Origin of the sequence: Mucilaginibacter sp. SJ (assembly GCF_028993635.1) — a bacterium.
GTDB lineage: Bacteria > Bacteroidota > Bacteroidia > Sphingobacteriales > Sphingobacteriaceae > Mucilaginibacter.
Map to the genome: position 1 here is coordinate 238,760 of NZ_CP118631.1, position 15,332 is coordinate 254,091.

Genomic DNA, 15,332 nt, shown 5'->3' on the forward strand with positions numbered 1-15,332 from the left:
AACCAGGAGCGTTCGCACCGCCCCTGGCTCAATGCTACGGATAGCAATCAGGTCAGTTAACGATCATTTTTCTCACAACCAATTATTTAACCTAACATTCAAATGTACAAAAATTCTACTGCATTAAAGCGCGGGCAGATACCCCGTGCCATATCAAAATTATTTCTGATCATGAAATTGTCGTTCTTTTTGTGTCTGGTTTCGATACTTCAGGTAAGTGCCTCAACCACGTTTGCGCAAAGGATAAGTCTTAGTAAAAATAACGCTTCGCTTGTTGAAACGCTTAAAGACATCCACAGGCAAAGCGGATATAGTGTACTCTACAATTCCAAAATGCTAAAAAAGGCACTTCCTGTAAACGTTGACCTTAAAGATGCTGCTTTAGACGAAGCGCTGAAGCAATGTTTCCGTGATCAGCCCTTTAGTTATGTAATTAACAATACTACCATTGTAGTTACACCCAAACCGGCCGAAAGCAAGGCGATACAGGTTATTACAGTTACAGGTTCAGTGAAAGATCAGAAAGGCGTGCCTTTACCGGGTGTAACCATAAAGGTAAAAGGAACCAATACCGGGGCACAAACCAATTTAGACGGTAATTATACCATCACGGTGAATGACAACAGTGCCGTATTGGTTTTCTCGTTTATAGGTTTTGTTAACCAGGAGGTAACCGTTGGTAATCAAACCAAAATTGATATTGTGCTTAAAGAACAAACTTCGGCACTTAACGAAATTGTGGTGGTTGGTTACGGTACACAAAAGAAAGTGAACCTTACAGGAGCTGTATCGTCAGTATCCGGCGAAACATTGAATAAACGCCCTGTTGTTAATCCCGCTTCTATGTTGCAGGGCCTGGCCCCGGGTGTACAGATCAATACAGGCTCCGGCGAACCGGGAAATGAGAGCGTATCTATCCGCATCCGTGGTAACAGTACATTCAGCGGCGCCGGTTCAGACCCATTGGTATTAATAGATGGCGTTCCCGGTAACTTTAGCGATCTTAACCCAACTGATATCGACAATGTGTCGGTGTTGAAAGACGCTGCATCTGCATCAATATACGGTTCAAGGGCTGCCAACGGCGTGGTGCTTGTAACAACGAAGCAAGGTAAGGCCGGACAAATGTCTGTTACTTACGATGGTAACTTAGGATACAATAGCCCGACCAAGATGTTTAAACTGGTTACCAATTCTGCCCAGTATATGGAGATGTTTAACCAGGCACGTATCAACAGCGGCACAACTGATCCTAACTCACTTTATCCGCAGGATCAGATTGATTTGTACCGCAACAGTACTGACAGGCTGCATTATCCCAATACCGATTGGCTAAGCCTGATATTCAGAACGGCTTTAACACAAAATCATAACCTGACATTTAGCGGTGGCAGTGAAAAAACTACGTATAACGTGTCATTGGGATATGTTAACCAGGACGGTATCGAAAGAGGCTTTGATTATAAGCGATATAGCGCAAGGATCAATCTAACCTCAAAGATTAACGATCATATAAAATTTGGCACTAATGTATTATTAAAGTCAGGTACCAGGGGTGCCGTGGCCGGTAATCCTTCATCACCCAGCCAATGGGATGGTTCTTCGATGGATCTCTTCCTTTCGGCTATGTCACAAGCACCTACTTATGGCCCTTACCTAACTGATGGCAGCGGGCGGTACACTTACAAAGCTTATGATTTTGAGTATAACAATAAAAACCCAATAGCTGTATTGGATCAAAATTTCAGAAGGATTACTAATGATTATGCGGTAAACGCCCAGGGCTGGTTTGAGGTGCAGTTTAATAAAGACATTTCCTGGTATACCAAAGGCGCGGTGAACTTTAATATGGATAAATACAAGGATTTTAAAGCCACCCTTGATGAGTACAATTTCAAAACCAATCAACTGGCAACATCCCTTGACCTTGGTAAAGGCTTAACCGACCAGGATCAACAAACTGTATATACCAATTTATTCAGCTACTTAAATTATGCACATGATTTCCACGGGCATAACCTTAAGGCGCAATTTGGCTACAGCATTGAGCAAAGTAAATACCAGTATTTACAAGGATATCGTAAAAATTTCCCGGTGCTGGACCTGCAGGAACTAAACGCGGGCGGTTCTGATATACAAAATGCATATGGTACATCAAATCAGTGGGCACTGATGTCTTATTTCGGTCGTTTAAATTACGATTATAAAGGCCGTTATTTGTTAGAGGGCAACATCCGTGATGACGGAAGTTCGAGATTTAATGGCGCCAATAAATGGGGAGTGTTTCCTTCGTTTTCGGCAGGCTGGCGTGTTACCGAAGAGCCGTTTGTAAAAGCCATGAATTTAACCTGGCTGGATAATTTTAAATTAAGAGGTTCATGGGGGCAATTAGGCAACCAAAATGTAGGTAATTATCCCTATCAGGCGCTGTTAAACCTTACAGGAAACTATTCGTTTGATAACTCAACCCTAACAACAGGCGTAGCGCAACAGGCCTTAAACAACCCGGTTATAAAATGGGAAACAACCACCATGACCGATATTGGTTTGGATGTTACTATTTTCAAAAACTTTAATTTAACTGCCGATTGGTATAATAAAACAACGTCTGATATTTTAAGACAGGCACAGGTTACGGCGGTTGTTGGCCTAAGTTCTCCTACTATTAATGATGGCGTGGTGAATAATAGGGGTATTGAGCTTGGCCTGTCATACAATAATGTAATACGTGACGGTGCTTTAAAAGGCCTGGCCTTTAACATAGGGGCGAATGTTGATCATAACCGTAACAGACTGGTGAAATTTGGCCAAACCGAAATAAACGATTATAAGATCAACCAAAACGGGCTGCCGTGGAACTCGTTCTATATGTTGGACGTTATCGGCATCTTCCAGTCGGCAGCAGAGGTAGCTAATTCTCCCAAACAGTTTTCTGATTCTACCTTACCGGGCGACTTAAAATATAGAGATGTAAACGGCGATGGTAAAATTGATCAAAACGACCGTACAATTATCGGTGGTGTTTATCCGAAATTAAACTACTCATTTAACTTATCGGCCAGCTTTAAAGGTTTTGACTTATCAGCCATGATGCAAGGCGTTTACGGTGTTAAATCTTATGTATCAGGTTGGGGCACTATACCATTTGTGCAAGGCTCGTCGCCAACCACCGATTGGTTGAATGCCTGGACTCCTGAGCACCCTTCAACCTCTATGCCGCGCATTTATTTCGGGCAAAGCGCACCTGATAAGATCGGTCGCCGGTCTACCTTTTTCCTTCAGGATGCATCTTATTTAAGGCTTAAAAACCTGGTACTGGGTTATACCATTCCGGCGCAGCTCACCAAGAAGATAGGTATTAACCGCCTAAGGGTTTATTTTGCCGGCGATAACCTGTTAACTATAACCAAGTTTAAAGGCCTTGATCCTGAACGTTATGGCAGCGGAGACCAGGTGCAGTACCCGCAAAATAAAATCTACTCTTTTGGTTTGAACGTATCCTTTTAATTAGCCCACATGAAAAATCGAATTATAATAACCATCATATTAATTACATCGCTGTTTTTAGGCGCATGTAAAAAGGCTCTTGATTTAAACCCCAACGATCAGATAGCCACTTCAACTTTCTATAAATCGAAAGCGGACTTTGACGCGGCTGTGGCAGCGGTTTATGCATCCCTTCAACAAGAAGAATTTTCTTATGGCATGGCCTTTAGGGATGGATTTACCGACAACGGCTATAACCAGTTTAATTCGGGTGCCGCTAAAGACTTTGTACAGGGCAATTTTAACCCTACAACCGGCGGTTACGAAACTGATATTTATAATCACAGTTATGCCGGTATTGCCAGGGTAAACCTGTTTTTGAAAAATTTAGGCAATTATAAAGGGGCAGATATATCTGACAGTCAGCGTAAAGTATACGAAGGTGAAGTAAGGTTTATCCGTGCTTTTCTCTACTTTCAGTTATACAGCATTTACGGCGACGTTCCGTTGGTGACACAGCCGCTTGATCTGAGCAACCAGAAACAACCTAAGGTACCTGCTGCACAAGTGCTCGCTCAGATCACTGCCGACCTTGATTATGGCATTGCCAACTTAAGCACCAATGCCTATTACGCCAACGGTGGTCATGTTGCGGCATCATCTGCCAAAGCATTAAAAGCAAGGGTTTTATTATTTGCCGCATTTGGCAGCACCGGCACGCCTGATGCCGCCATGCTAACCCAGGTGCGGAACCTTTGTTTGGATTTAATGGGCCAGTATAAACTAAGCACCAATTTTGAGGATATTTTCAGGGATGCTACCCAGAAAAACAATACCGAGATCATGTTTTCCGTTAACTTCCTGGCTCCAAACAATACAGCCCCGTGGGATATGTATTATGGTGATTGGGATGCCTGTGCACCGTTGCAAAATATGGTTGATGCTTTTGAATGCACAGATGGGCAGCCTTATGGTACTTCGCCGTTAACTGATACAAAAAATCAGTTCAAAAACCGCGACCCAAGGTTGGCCAAAACCGTATATGCCGATTCAGTATATTTTGGTCCGGGCAAGGTTCACCATCCTTCAAATCTGAGGCCTACAGGCTATGGAATTATCAAATTCCTTGAACCTAATAACATACCTTATGGCTTTTCAACTCTTAGTCAGCAGGATGCGGTTATTTTACGTTTAGGCGAGGTGATGCTGATGTATGCCGAAGCTCAAAATGAAATTGCCGGCCCTGATGCAACAGTTTATAAAGCTATGGCCGATTTGCGCGCAAGGGTAAATATGCCGGCTTTCCCGGCCGGGTATACCAAAGATCAGATGCGTGAACGGATCAGGCACGAACGCCGTGTGGAGCTCGCTTTCGAAGGTTTGCGCCACTACGATCTGTTAAGATGGCATATTGCCGGCCCGGTACTTAACGCGGTAAAAACCAGCCTTATCAATTATCATTTTGAGGATAAGTTTTACCATTGGCCGCTGCCTCAAACAGAAATCGACAAGAGCGGAGGTGTACTTATACAAAATCCGGATTACAAATAGTAACCGGAACTTGAAAGCCAGAGGCGGCCTGTCAATGAAGCGCATGCCAAAATCTGGACAACAGTCTTAATTATTCATGTGATGAGCCCGGTATTTTATCGGGCTCATTCTTTTAGGTCGAGTCTGATCTATTCAAAAGCCTTTGACCCTATAATGCCGTACTTTATATAAAAGCTAAAAGCAGAATGCACAAAGCCTAAAGTTTAACGTGTTGATTATTAAATTAGTTATGCAGCTCAATGATGTTCAAACCTGCCGGTGACTTTGTCTATCCTGATCTTATAGACGATCAGGTCGATCTTGTCGCCAATATCATACTCATTTGCGGTTATACCATGGGAGGGATGGTCTGTAGCATGTTCCACCAGTGGCATAACCCGGTGGATTAGTGCCTGCATTGTCTGCTCTTGTTCCGCTATGTCTGTAATTTCTTCAAATGTACCCCAGGCTATGACACTTTTCCAGCTGAAGATGTTTTTTATATCATCAACTTCAAAACAAACTTTAGGGTTTTTTCGCATCATTTCAATTTTCTTTCCCGGACCGGAATGCGCATAGATTACGCCATTCTTGTATACATAGTTAACGGGTACTATATACGTGGTGCCCTGGGCATAACACCCTAAACGGCCGGTTACCTGCCGGCTAAGCAACGCTTCAATTTCCGGTTGTTCCAATTTTCCTAACATAACGGCGAATATTAATTGACCAAAGCTAAGCTCATCACTATTTAAACAAAATGCTGCTGGTCAGTTAAGGGCATGATCGCCGTCACATTTGTGTCAGTGGCCCTCGGGGTATTGGTGTTATGATACATACTGTGCATCCCGATCTGCCGGCTGTTGTACCTCAGCGCAATCACAGGTAAACATCCCTGTGATTGTTTTTATGTTGCTTTATTAATCAATTGAACCGGTTTCGGGTGTACGATCAATTGTATAAGTGACGGCCGTCACTATTTTAACCTGCCGAACATCGCAACTTTACCTCATAAAAATAATGTTATGAAAGTAGTTGAGGTAAGCTATGCCGCCAGTAAACGAACGATCATTTCCCTGTTATACAATTTAAAGTTTGGAAGGCGTGAATAATAAGAGCAGCATAACTGGGATCGAAAATTTTTACGCGGTCGGAATTAATTATAAAAAATCGGATGCCCGGCTTAGAGGCCGTTTTGCAGTTTCAAACGAACAATATGAAGCCATATTGAAAGAGGCGGGCAATTATGGCGTTAGCTCATTATTTATCTTGTCGACATGTAACCGTACCGAAATCTACGGAGTAACCAATACGCCAGATAAACTGGTTAACCTGTTATGCAGTGTTACCAATGGCGAAATAAAAGAATTTAAGGGTCACTGCTATAAAAAGGAAGGCATCGGCGCGGTTGAACATATGTTTAATGTTGCAGCTGGTTTAGATTCACAGATACTTGGAGACTATGAAATTATCGGGCAGTTTAAACAGGCTGTAAGGTTTGCGAAAGACCGCGGTTTTATCAACACCTTTTTAGAAAAGCTATATAACACTGTTTTGCAAGCCTCAAAGCAGATCAAAAATCAAACGGGCCTCAGTAAAGGAACTACTTCCGTATCGTTTGCAGCTCTGCAATCCATTAAGCAATATCATGCTAATGCCACAAATATTTTGATTGTAGGGGCAGGTAAAATGGGGCAGCGTGCATGTAAAAACATTAAAGATTACCTGGGGCAAAAGGTTCGTATTACTTTGGTTAACAGGACTGTTGATAAGGCAGAGCGGCTTGCCGAAGAAATGGACGTTAGTTATGGCCATATAGCAGATTTGCCAATACTCATTTCCCTTGCAGATGTTATCATTGTTGCCACCGCTTCCGCTACACCAGTAATTTCTAAAGCTGATCTTGAACATTGCAATGAAAAACTGATCATAGATTTGGCGATACCCAACAATGTTGAACCCGCGGCATCAGAACTACCGCACATTAAACTGGTTAATATTGACGAACTCTCGCTTGTTAACAGTGAAACTATTCAGAAAAGGCAAAGTCAGGTTATTGCCGCGCGAGAGATCAACAACCATTTCATCAACAGGTTTGTTGAATGGTGCGAACTGCGAAAAAGCTGCATAGTGGTGAATGCCATTAAAAAACAGTTAACCTCCATTTGTTTAAGCCAATCCAAATCCGCCGGCTGTGTTGCGGGCTTTGTATCCTCCCGGGATGAACAAAGAATACAGCAAATATTAAACGGAACAGCAGGAAAAATGAAATGCGCTAACAAAGCCGGCTGCCATTACCTGGAGGCTTTAAATGAATTTATCTCGGGCCTGGGTTTATCAGCCAACATACTAAATCCTGAAAGAACGTTAATATAAATAACAACGGGCGGCCAACGTAGATGATTGTGTTATCGGATAAGCGGAAGCAATATCAATTTTGCCTGGATATAAACGGGTATGAAAGAGATTATTAATTAGCGAATAAGAAACAGCGGGTTTCCGGCGTTCAAAATATCGTAGTACCTTTATTACTAAACAGATTTTGCAGTATTGCCGGATACAATACGATTTTTGTTAGTCATTGATTATCTCTTACCTAACTTCGCTATGGAAACCGCAAATCAACACCGCAGGGATTTTATTAAGGCAGCCGCCATCACCTCATTAACCGGGCTGACATTGTTATCAGCTTGTAATGACAGCGACGATGACGAGGATCAAAAAGTATCGCCGCCCGAGGATCTTATGCAGGAACACGGTTTACTGAACCGGGTGCTGCTCATCTATGACCATTGCAAAGGCTTGCTAATAGATAAGCAGGGTTTCCCGATGGAAGCCTTGTTAGACTCGGCTGGCATTATCCGCACCTTTGTTGAGGATTACCATGAAAAGCAGGAAGAAAACTACCTGTTCCCGCGTTTTCGAAAGGCCAACCAGTTAACGGACCTCGTACAAACTTTGCTGGCGCAGCATAAGGCCGGGCGTACTATTACGGATGAGCTCATGCAATTAACTAAGTCTCAAAAACTGTCCGATACGGAAAAACATCAGCTTATTACCTTGTTGAATAATTTCAACAAGATGTACCGCCCGCATGAAGCGCGGGAGGATACCGTTTTATTCCCAGCCTTCCGCAATATCGTATCCCACCATGAATATGATGCGCTGGGGGAGGAATTTGAAAATAACGAACATACGCTGTTTGGCAAAAACGGGTTTGAAGGCATGGTTGAGAAGGTGGCCGGTATCGAAAAGTCTTTAGGCATTTATGAGCTGGCCCGGTTCACGCCGGGCGCCTAACTACAAATTGCCAGCTATTTTTTGTTACCTATCGATAACAGGCTGGCATTAATGGCGACCACTACCGTGCTCACTGTCATGAGTACCGCGCCAATTGCCGGGCTCACCATAATGCCCTGGTTATACAGAACGCCTGCTGCCAGTGGCAGGGTTATCACATTGTAACCTGTTGCCCAGGCCAGGTTCTGTGTCATTTTACGGTAGGTGGCTTTACCAAACAAGATCAGGTTAACGATGTCTTTAGGATTGCTGTTTACCAGCACAATGCCGGCGGTTTCGGCAGCAATGTCACTGCCCGAGCCAACAGCAATGCCAACGTCGGCCTGGGCAAGTGCAGGAGCGTCGTTTACACCATCACCTGTCATGGCTACAAACTCGCCCTGTTGTTGCAATTCTTTGATCTTTTCCAGTTTTTCATGCGGCAGTACTTCAGCAAAAAAGCCATCCATCTTCAGTTGCGTGCTAACACTTTCGGCAACCTGCTTATTATCGCCGGTCAGGAGTATCGACTTGATACCGTTTTCGCGGAGGGTTGCTATCGCTCCATTTGATTCCTCCCTGATAGCATCGGCAAGGGCAACAAATCCGGCAAGTTTTTCATCGATCAATACAAATACCACTGTTTCGTTACTGGCCACCTTGAAATTTGCCGAAAGGCTGATGCTATTTTCTTTCAGATAACCGGGACTGACCACTTTGATGTGCTTTTGCTCTGCAACCGCTTCAACGCCTTTACCTGTGATCGCTTTAAATTGTGTTACTTCGGGAGGGGTTAGTTTTCTTTTTTTAACTTCACTTAAAATGCCTGTGGCTATCGGATGTTCTGAATTGCTTTCCAATGCTCCAGCCAGCCTAAGTAATTCATCTTCGCTTTTCAGTACTCCTTCGGTAAGCACCATCCTGGATACCTCAAATTTTCCTTTTGTTAAGGTGCCGGTTTTATCAAAAACAATAGAAGTGATCTTTCGTGCATTTTCAAAAGCAGTCCTGTCTTTGATCAGCAGGCCATGTTGCGCCGATAAGGATGTTGATTTAGCTACCACGAGGGGAACAGCCAGGCCAAGCGCATGCGGGCAACAGATCACAATAACGGTCACCATCCGCTCCATGGCAAAAGCCAGGTCGTGCCCCAGGCTAATCCATACCACGAACGTAGTTATACCGGCTAAGAGCGCAATGATAGTTAGCCAACGGGCCGCTTTATCTGCCAACAACTGCGTGTTTGATTTAGCGTTTTGCGCATCCCGGACAAGATCGATGACTTTGAACAAATAAGAATCTTTACCACTATGTGTAACAAGAACTTTTAATGAACCGTTACCGTTCACCGATCCGGCAATCACTTGCTGTCCTTTTGTTTTTTGCACCGGGGCGGATTCCCCTGTCAGCATGGACTCATTCAGATAGCTTTCGCCATCTTCCACCACACCGTCGGCGGGCGTCTTTTCGCCCGGTTTAATTAAGATAAGGTCATTTTCTTTCAGACTTTCCGTTTTTACGTCCTCTGTAATGTCTCCTTTAAATACGTGCGCGGCTGAAGGCATAAGCTGGACCAGCAATTCGAGCTCGCGCGAGGCGCCGGCTATCGATTTCATTTCGATCCAGTGTCCCAACAGCATAATGAGAATAAGCGTGTCCAGTTCCCAGAAGAAATCCATGCCCTTAAGCCCGAATACGGTAGCCGCACTGTACAGGTAAGCAACAGATATGGCAAAACCGATCAGGGTCATCATACCGGGGTTTTTCGCCTTTAGTTCCGAAAGCCACCCGGTCAGGAAAGGCCGGCCTCCGTAAAGAAAAACTGCCGTCGACAGCGCAAAAAGTACGTACCGGTTGCCCGGGAAACCAATTTGCAGGTGCAGCCAATGCTGGATCATGGGCGATAGCGCCAATATGGGTAGGGTGAATGCCAGTACTACATAAAAACGCTTACGGAAATCAGCGATCATGGCCCCGTGATCATGCCCGGCGTGCCCCATGTCTCCATGTCCCATACCATTTCCTTCCTGGTGTTGTCCGTGCTGATGTCCTTTCATTTCGGGCATTTCGTGCCGGTGTTCATGATGCTGATGTTCCATAATCGTTTGTATTAATTAGCTTTACTTACTGATAACTGTTAATAGGTTAATGTTAATCCGGCGCCTAAGCCCATATCACTGTCATAGTGGCTGGAGAAAGAAAAATTCTTATTAACAATATAGCGCAATCCGGTACTATATTCTTTATCGGTATTGCCTGTAATGGAAAAACGGAGCCTGCTGGTCAATGCGATATCCTCCCGGCCAAGTTGAAACCTGAGTTTGCCATTGCCATCAATACGGGCATCGGCCACAAACAGTAATGGCAAAGTGTAGGCCAAACCTGCAACTACCGTATGCCGGTTGTTTTTATTGCTGAGCTGACCGAACAGGTTTTTTTCCTGTTCATTTGTTTTTTTATAATGATAATCAAATCCTGCATAAGCATACAGCCATTGCATACGGCCAAAGTACCTTCCAAACATGGTTTCACTCTCATATCCCTTGGTATTGTTTATTCCAAGGTGCCACATTGTAGAAAATTTCCAGCGGGTATTTGCTAAAGCCGCGTTGCCATCGCTGCCGTTTGTTTCCAGCCCCAGTTTGGCCGATGCATAGTATTTACGATCGTCGGCAGCTACTTTCTTAAATCCAGCTGCCGGGTCGGGTACTTCGGGGTTAGGCGGCGAGTTTTCGTAACTGATGATCCGTCCCATGCCGCTCATCATATGGTATAAAATATGGCAGTGAAAAAACCAGTCGCCGCTTTCGCTGGCACGGAATTCGATGGTATCCCTTTCCATCGGCATAATGTCCAAAGTGTTCTTCAGCGGCGAGTATTCTCCCTGTCCGTTTAACACCCTGAAATAATGCCCGTGAAGGTGCATAGGGTGACGCATCATGGTATTGTTATAGAGAATGATACGAACATTTTCTCCCTGCTTAATAAGGATCTTGTCAGACTCCGAAACGGTTTTGTTGTTGATCGTCCAGACATAGCGGTTCATGTTGCCGGTTAATTCAAAATTGAACACTTTGGTTGTTCCGGTTGGAAGCGTTGTCGGTTGAAGGGCTTTCAGCATACCATAGTTCAGGGTAACCGGTGGCTTGCCTTTGTCAAGTTCAGGATACATCACGGTGTTCATGTCCATTACCTGGGTAGTCATCTTCATTCCTTCCATTTCCTTCATGTTACCCTGCAGATCCATCATATCATTCATCATTTTCATGCCCTCAAAGTATTTCAGCTTGGGCAGCTTTTTAGCAGCATGTTTGATACCGCTGCCCAGCCAAAGCGATGTATATTTGGTGCGATCTTCGGGTGTCACCAGGAACTCATAACTGCCATCGGCAGGGATAGTAACTATCAGGTCATACGTTTCTGCAACGCCTACGATCATCCGGTCCACCTCAACAGGCTGAACATCTTCGCCGTCATTGGCAACAACTTTTAGTTTGCCGCCCGCCCAGCCAAGCCAGAAATAGGTAGAAGAACTTCCGTTAATTACCCGCAGTTTCACCTTGTCGCCGGCTTTAAATTCGGGAGCCTGATTTTCGGCCTTGCCATTGCTGAAAAAACGGTCGTAGTAAACATCGCTTACATCCATAGCCGTCATGCGTTTCCATTCATTGAGCAGCTTTGTTTTGAAATGTCCGGTTTGTATCGCCTGCAAATAATTCTGGGTACTGCCTTTACGGATGGCGTACCAGTCTGTGGCATTATGGAGGCGGCGCTGTACCTGTTCCGGGTTTTCATCGGTCCAGTCGCTTAGCAGCAGGGTATATTCCTTTAAAGGGGATGGCTGTTTTTTATGAATGATAAATGCCCCGTACAGCCCGCTTTGTTCCTGCGTCATGGTATGGGAGTGGTACCAGTAGGTTCCGTGCTGCACCAGCGGAAATTTGAACAGGTGCGTTTCACCAGCCTTGATGGGCGTGGTAGTTAGATAGGAAACACCGTCATACCGGTTGGGCAGGATCAGCCCGTGCCAGTGGATAGAAGTTTCCATCATCATTTCATTGTGCACATAGATCTCAGCAGTATCGCCTTCGGTAAATTCCAGTTCGGGTGCAGGGATACTGCCATTTATAGCCATAGCCGGCCGCTGTTTGCCGGTATAGTTAACGGTGGTATCATTGATATATAAGTGGTAAATCTCCCGGTTACCTGTTTTGGTGAAAAACGGAAGATGCTTGCTCTGACCGACAGACTCCATTTTCATCCCCGAATGTTGGGCAATGGAACTGACAACAGGCAGCAAAAAAAGGAACAATAAAATAAACTTCTTCATAGTATTAAAATATAAGGCCGGAGTATATGCCCCGGCCCTTTAATTACTTAGCTGCAGGTAAAGTTTCTTTTACAGCGCCACAGGTTAACATTTGATTGCCGTAGTAGGGATTTTGAATGGCGGCAGTTTCACTTAGCCAATATGATTTTTTCATCGGACAATAGTCGCGGTAAACAGGAGCATTGTTCAGTTTAATTGCCTGTACCGTGGCGAACATGTTTTCTGAGAGGTTGGCAAAATGTTCACGCTGATGCATGATATCATCGCTTTCCGAAATATGACGGGCATCGAACTGCAACTTATCCGCATATTTTGTCCAGGTAGTTTTATCAGCTGCTGAAAGCTTGTCGACCGGAAATGAACTGATTGCCGCCAGCAGCATTTTGGCTTTGGCATTGGTTGCGGACGCGTCGCCGCTGATCAGGGCGTTTTTAACGCCATAATAAGCCGAAAGTACGTCCGCTTTGGATGAAGTGTTTTGTGCTTTAACCTGGTTAAAAGCAAACAGCATGATGATGGCGAAAACGAAAATTTGAATCTTTTTCATGATATAGAAATGGTTAAATAGAGATTATCATTCCCCGCCGTAGCAGGAAACTATGGATTAAAGAAGTTTTAGAGTTGCAGGGCAGCCATAAAAAGCTACCAAGCTTCGGGTTGAAGCAAAAGGAAAATCAAATACGGAATGTGCAGTTGCGTAAAAAAACAGGTAGGGTAGTGACAAGCGGCGGTGACTGTCCAACCGGATGACTAATTTTCAGCGGCAGGTAATTGTAAGGCACTAACCCGAAAAGCGGTATAACCAGCAATGCGGGGCTTGTTCCCAAGCCAATCTGACTGTAAGTAAGTGAGCTGCTCTTTTCCGATTTCAGTTGCTGGTGTTTATCTGTGCAGCATTTTTTTGCAGCCTTGCCCTGGTAGTTCATACCGCAGGTGTTGCATTTTTTGCCCTGCTCATCATGCCACAACGCAACCTTGATCAGCCTGCCCATGCAGTACTGATAATGCAATGTTGCACCCGAAGAAACCCCGAGGTACAGCACAGCTAAAAAAGTTACGAACAGTTTCTTGATCACGGTACAAATATCAGCAAATTAGTAAAGTGTTGTTTATAGAATTTCCTTTTCTTTTTATGTTTTTTTGGGATCGAGTGTGTTTCAAACATAGGATAAACCATCCTTGCAATAAATGATAACCATTACTTTTTTCCATGCTGATGATCAATGATTTGCTTTTTTAAATGCTTTTACTTTGGCTAAAAAACAATCATGAAAAAACTAATCACAACTATTTTGTCTATTACAGCTGCGCTATTATGGAATAGTGCGCCTGCATTTGCGCAAACAGAACCTAAGAGTGTTCCTGCCAGCGAAATTCATATTAATAAAAAAGGTGAAATCCATGACCACGGCGGTACGCTGCTCGGGTATATCAGCAAAGATGATATCGTAAAAGACGCCCAGGGCAACAAGGTTTATTTTATTGACCGAGACGGTAACGTAATCGATGCTAAGGGCAACAAACTTGGCAAAGCCAGGAAAGATGGGTTTTATTTTAATAATGAGGGTGAAACCGTGCTTAAAGTTAAGGATAAAGACGCCGAAGAATGCGAAATCCTTGATCCTGCAGGACATAACCTTGGCACGACCCACAAAAATTATAAGCTGCATGCGTGCGCAGCGCATTGTTTCTGGCTGAAAAAGAAAAATACGCCACACCCGCTGCATTAATTAAAGGGAGTATCAAAACATACTCCCTTTTCTATTTGCTAATTTAAAGCTGCTGATCATCGCTTTCATCCTGGCGGTGGCGTCCCGCCATCATCTGCTTAACATGTTGCGGTTGCAGCTGTCTTTAGAGCGGACAAAATAAGGTGATATAATTCCGTTACAATAACTTCATCTTTTGGTTGGGTTTTATTTAATTGAATAATTTTTTGTCATGCTATTCCTGTAGCTATGAATTTCCCGATCTAATCAGGACAGAAAGCTTTTGATTGGTGTACCAGCGGATATCCGGTGTCCGGCCAAATCTCCCCTCGTTTTGATATTTCCAAAGGTAAATGACGGCGATGCCGGAAGCGGTGTGCAGTTTATATCCTGAAGGACTTAATTAGCAGAAAGTGAACAAGCAATATGGAAAACAAAGAGAGGGAAAGACCGATTGCCAGGACAAAAATATAAGGTGCAGGTTGTAGCGCCTAACTAAAAATGTAATTCTTACATTTTATGACTGATTTTAAATGGTTGGAGCATGGCCTTTTAACATTTTATCAGGATTTTACCGGGTGTGTTTATTGATATTTTGTAAAAAAACTTAAAATTTTTGTTACTTTTTTTGTCATTTTTTCAATAGGGATCGATTGCTGCTATTTGAAATAATAAAAATTTATTATTTTTTTGATATTACTTGGTAAAACGTTTTTCTTAATTATATTTGTTAAAACCAATTGTGAAAAATACTTTATTACTTAATCGTTTAAGCTACCTGAACTGCTTGTTTTGAGATTTATGTAATCATTAAATTAACCAATATCACTGACATGAAAAACATGATTTACCTGTACCACATCTTTCAGAAGCCCATCATCTGACAGGGTTGATCCTTCGAAAAAATCTCTTGTTGAGATTTTAGGTATCAAAAATTTTATTAATTAACCTAATCACCAAAAGTGAAAAGAACGCTTGGGTATGGTCATTTTTGATGG

Annotated in this window: 10 protein-coding genes; 5 read left to right on the forward strand and 5 right to left on the reverse strand. The window is 43.5% G+C overall.

The features are described 5' to 3' along the window. Window positions 1–102: 102 nt before the first annotated feature. The gene (locus MusilaSJ_RS00920) at window positions 103–3,507 is read left to right on the forward strand and encodes a TonB-dependent receptor (RefSeq protein ID WP_274988201.1); all 3,405 of its coding nucleotides are present in this window, start codon (window positions 103–105) and stop codon (window positions 3,505–3,507) included. Between the two features lie 9 nt (window positions 3,508–3,516). After that, a complete protein-coding gene (locus MusilaSJ_RS00925) occupies window positions 3,517–5,037 on the forward strand; it encodes a RagB/SusD family nutrient uptake outer membrane protein (protein ID WP_274988202.1) in 1,521 nt (506 codons plus the stop codon). 236 nt (window positions 5,038–5,273) lie between these two features. Here MusilaSJ_RS00925 and MusilaSJ_RS00930 read toward each other — a convergent pair whose 3' ends face one another. Further along, entirely contained in the window at window positions 5,274–5,726 is a 453-nt protein-coding gene (locus MusilaSJ_RS00930; protein ID WP_274988203.1) for a pyridoxamine 5'-phosphate oxidase family protein, read from the reverse strand. A 394-nt stretch (window positions 5,727–6,120) separates the two neighbouring features. Here MusilaSJ_RS00930 and hemA point away from each other — a divergent pair, with 394 nt between their 5' ends. Together hemA and MusilaSJ_RS00940 are read left to right on the forward strand one after the other, a co-directional pair. After that, the gene (gene hemA, locus MusilaSJ_RS00935) at window positions 6,121–7,392 is read left to right on the forward strand and encodes a glutamyl-tRNA reductase (RefSeq protein ID WP_274988204.1); all 1,272 of its coding nucleotides are present in this window, start codon (window positions 6,121–6,123) and stop codon (window positions 7,390–7,392) included. A gap of 231 nt (window positions 7,393–7,623) precedes the next feature. Next, entirely contained in the window at window positions 7,624–8,316 is a 693-nt protein-coding gene (locus tag MusilaSJ_RS00940) for a hemerythrin domain-containing protein (RefSeq protein WP_274988205.1), read from the forward strand. Window positions 8,317–8,330: 14 nt separating this feature from the next. Here MusilaSJ_RS00940 and MusilaSJ_RS00945 read toward each other — a convergent pair whose 3' ends face one another. From MusilaSJ_RS00945 to MusilaSJ_RS00960, 4 genes are all read right to left on the reverse strand, one after another. Then, on the reverse strand, window positions 8,331–10,394 hold the full coding sequence (locus tag MusilaSJ_RS00945) for a heavy metal translocating P-type ATPase (protein WP_274988206.1): 2,064 nt from the start codon (window positions 10,392–10,394) through the stop codon (window positions 8,331–8,333). A 38-nt stretch (window positions 10,395–10,432) separates the two neighbouring features. Next, window positions 10,433–12,625, reverse strand: coding sequence for a multicopper oxidase domain-containing protein (locus tag MusilaSJ_RS00950; protein ID WP_274988207.1), 2,193 nt, complete (start codon window positions 12,623–12,625; stop codon window positions 10,433–10,435). Between the two features lie 43 nt (window positions 12,626–12,668). Then, window positions 12,669–13,172, reverse strand: a complete 504-nt coding sequence (locus MusilaSJ_RS00955; protein ID WP_274988208.1) for a DUF3347 domain-containing protein — start codon at window positions 13,170–13,172, stop codon at window positions 12,669–12,671. Window positions 13,173–13,299: 127 nt separating this feature from the next. Next, window positions 13,300–13,701, reverse strand: a complete 402-nt coding sequence (locus MusilaSJ_RS00960; protein ID WP_274988209.1) for an HYC_CC_PP family protein — start codon at window positions 13,699–13,701, stop codon at window positions 13,300–13,302. Window positions 13,702–13,893: 192 nt separating this feature from the next. On the opposite strand from MusilaSJ_RS00960, the gene MusilaSJ_RS00965 reads away from it, so the two are divergent. Then, on the forward strand, window positions 13,894–14,355 hold the full coding sequence (locus tag MusilaSJ_RS00965) for a DUF3659 domain-containing protein (protein ID WP_274988210.1): 462 nt from the start codon (window positions 13,894–13,896) through the stop codon (window positions 14,353–14,355). Window positions 14,356–15,332: the final 977 nt, after the last annotated feature.

What these genes read in the sequence shown, in the direction of transcription:
- MusilaSJ_RS00920 (WP_274988201.1), top strand. Translation starts at nt 103, where the DNA reads ATGTACAAAAATTCTACTGCATTAAAGCGCGGGCAGATACCCCGTGCC.
- MusilaSJ_RS00925 (WP_274988202.1), top strand. Translation starts at nt 3,517, where the DNA reads ATGAAAAATCGAATTATAATAACCATCATATTAATTACATCGCTGTTT.
- MusilaSJ_RS00930 (WP_274988203.1), bottom strand. Translation starts at nt 5,726, where the DNA reads ATGTTAGGAAAATTGGAACAACCGGAAATTGAAGCGTTGCTTAGCCGG.
- MusilaSJ_RS00940 (WP_274988205.1), top strand. Translation starts at nt 7,624, where the DNA reads ATGGAAACCGCAAATCAACACCGCAGGGATTTTATTAAGGCAGCCGCC.
- MusilaSJ_RS00945 (WP_274988206.1), bottom strand. Translation starts at nt 10,394, where the DNA reads ATGGAACATCAGCATCATGAACACCGGCACGAAATGCCCGAAATGAAA.
- MusilaSJ_RS00950 (WP_274988207.1), bottom strand. Translation starts at nt 12,625, where the DNA reads ATGAAGAAGTTTATTTTATTGTTCCTTTTTTTGCTGCCTGTTGTCAGT.
- MusilaSJ_RS00955 (WP_274988208.1), bottom strand. Translation starts at nt 13,172, where the DNA reads ATGAAAAAGATTCAAATTTTCGTTTTCGCCATCATCATGCTGTTTGCT.
- MusilaSJ_RS00965 (WP_274988210.1), top strand. Translation starts at nt 13,894, where the DNA reads ATGAAAAAACTAATCACAACTATTTTGTCTATTACAGCTGCGCTATTA.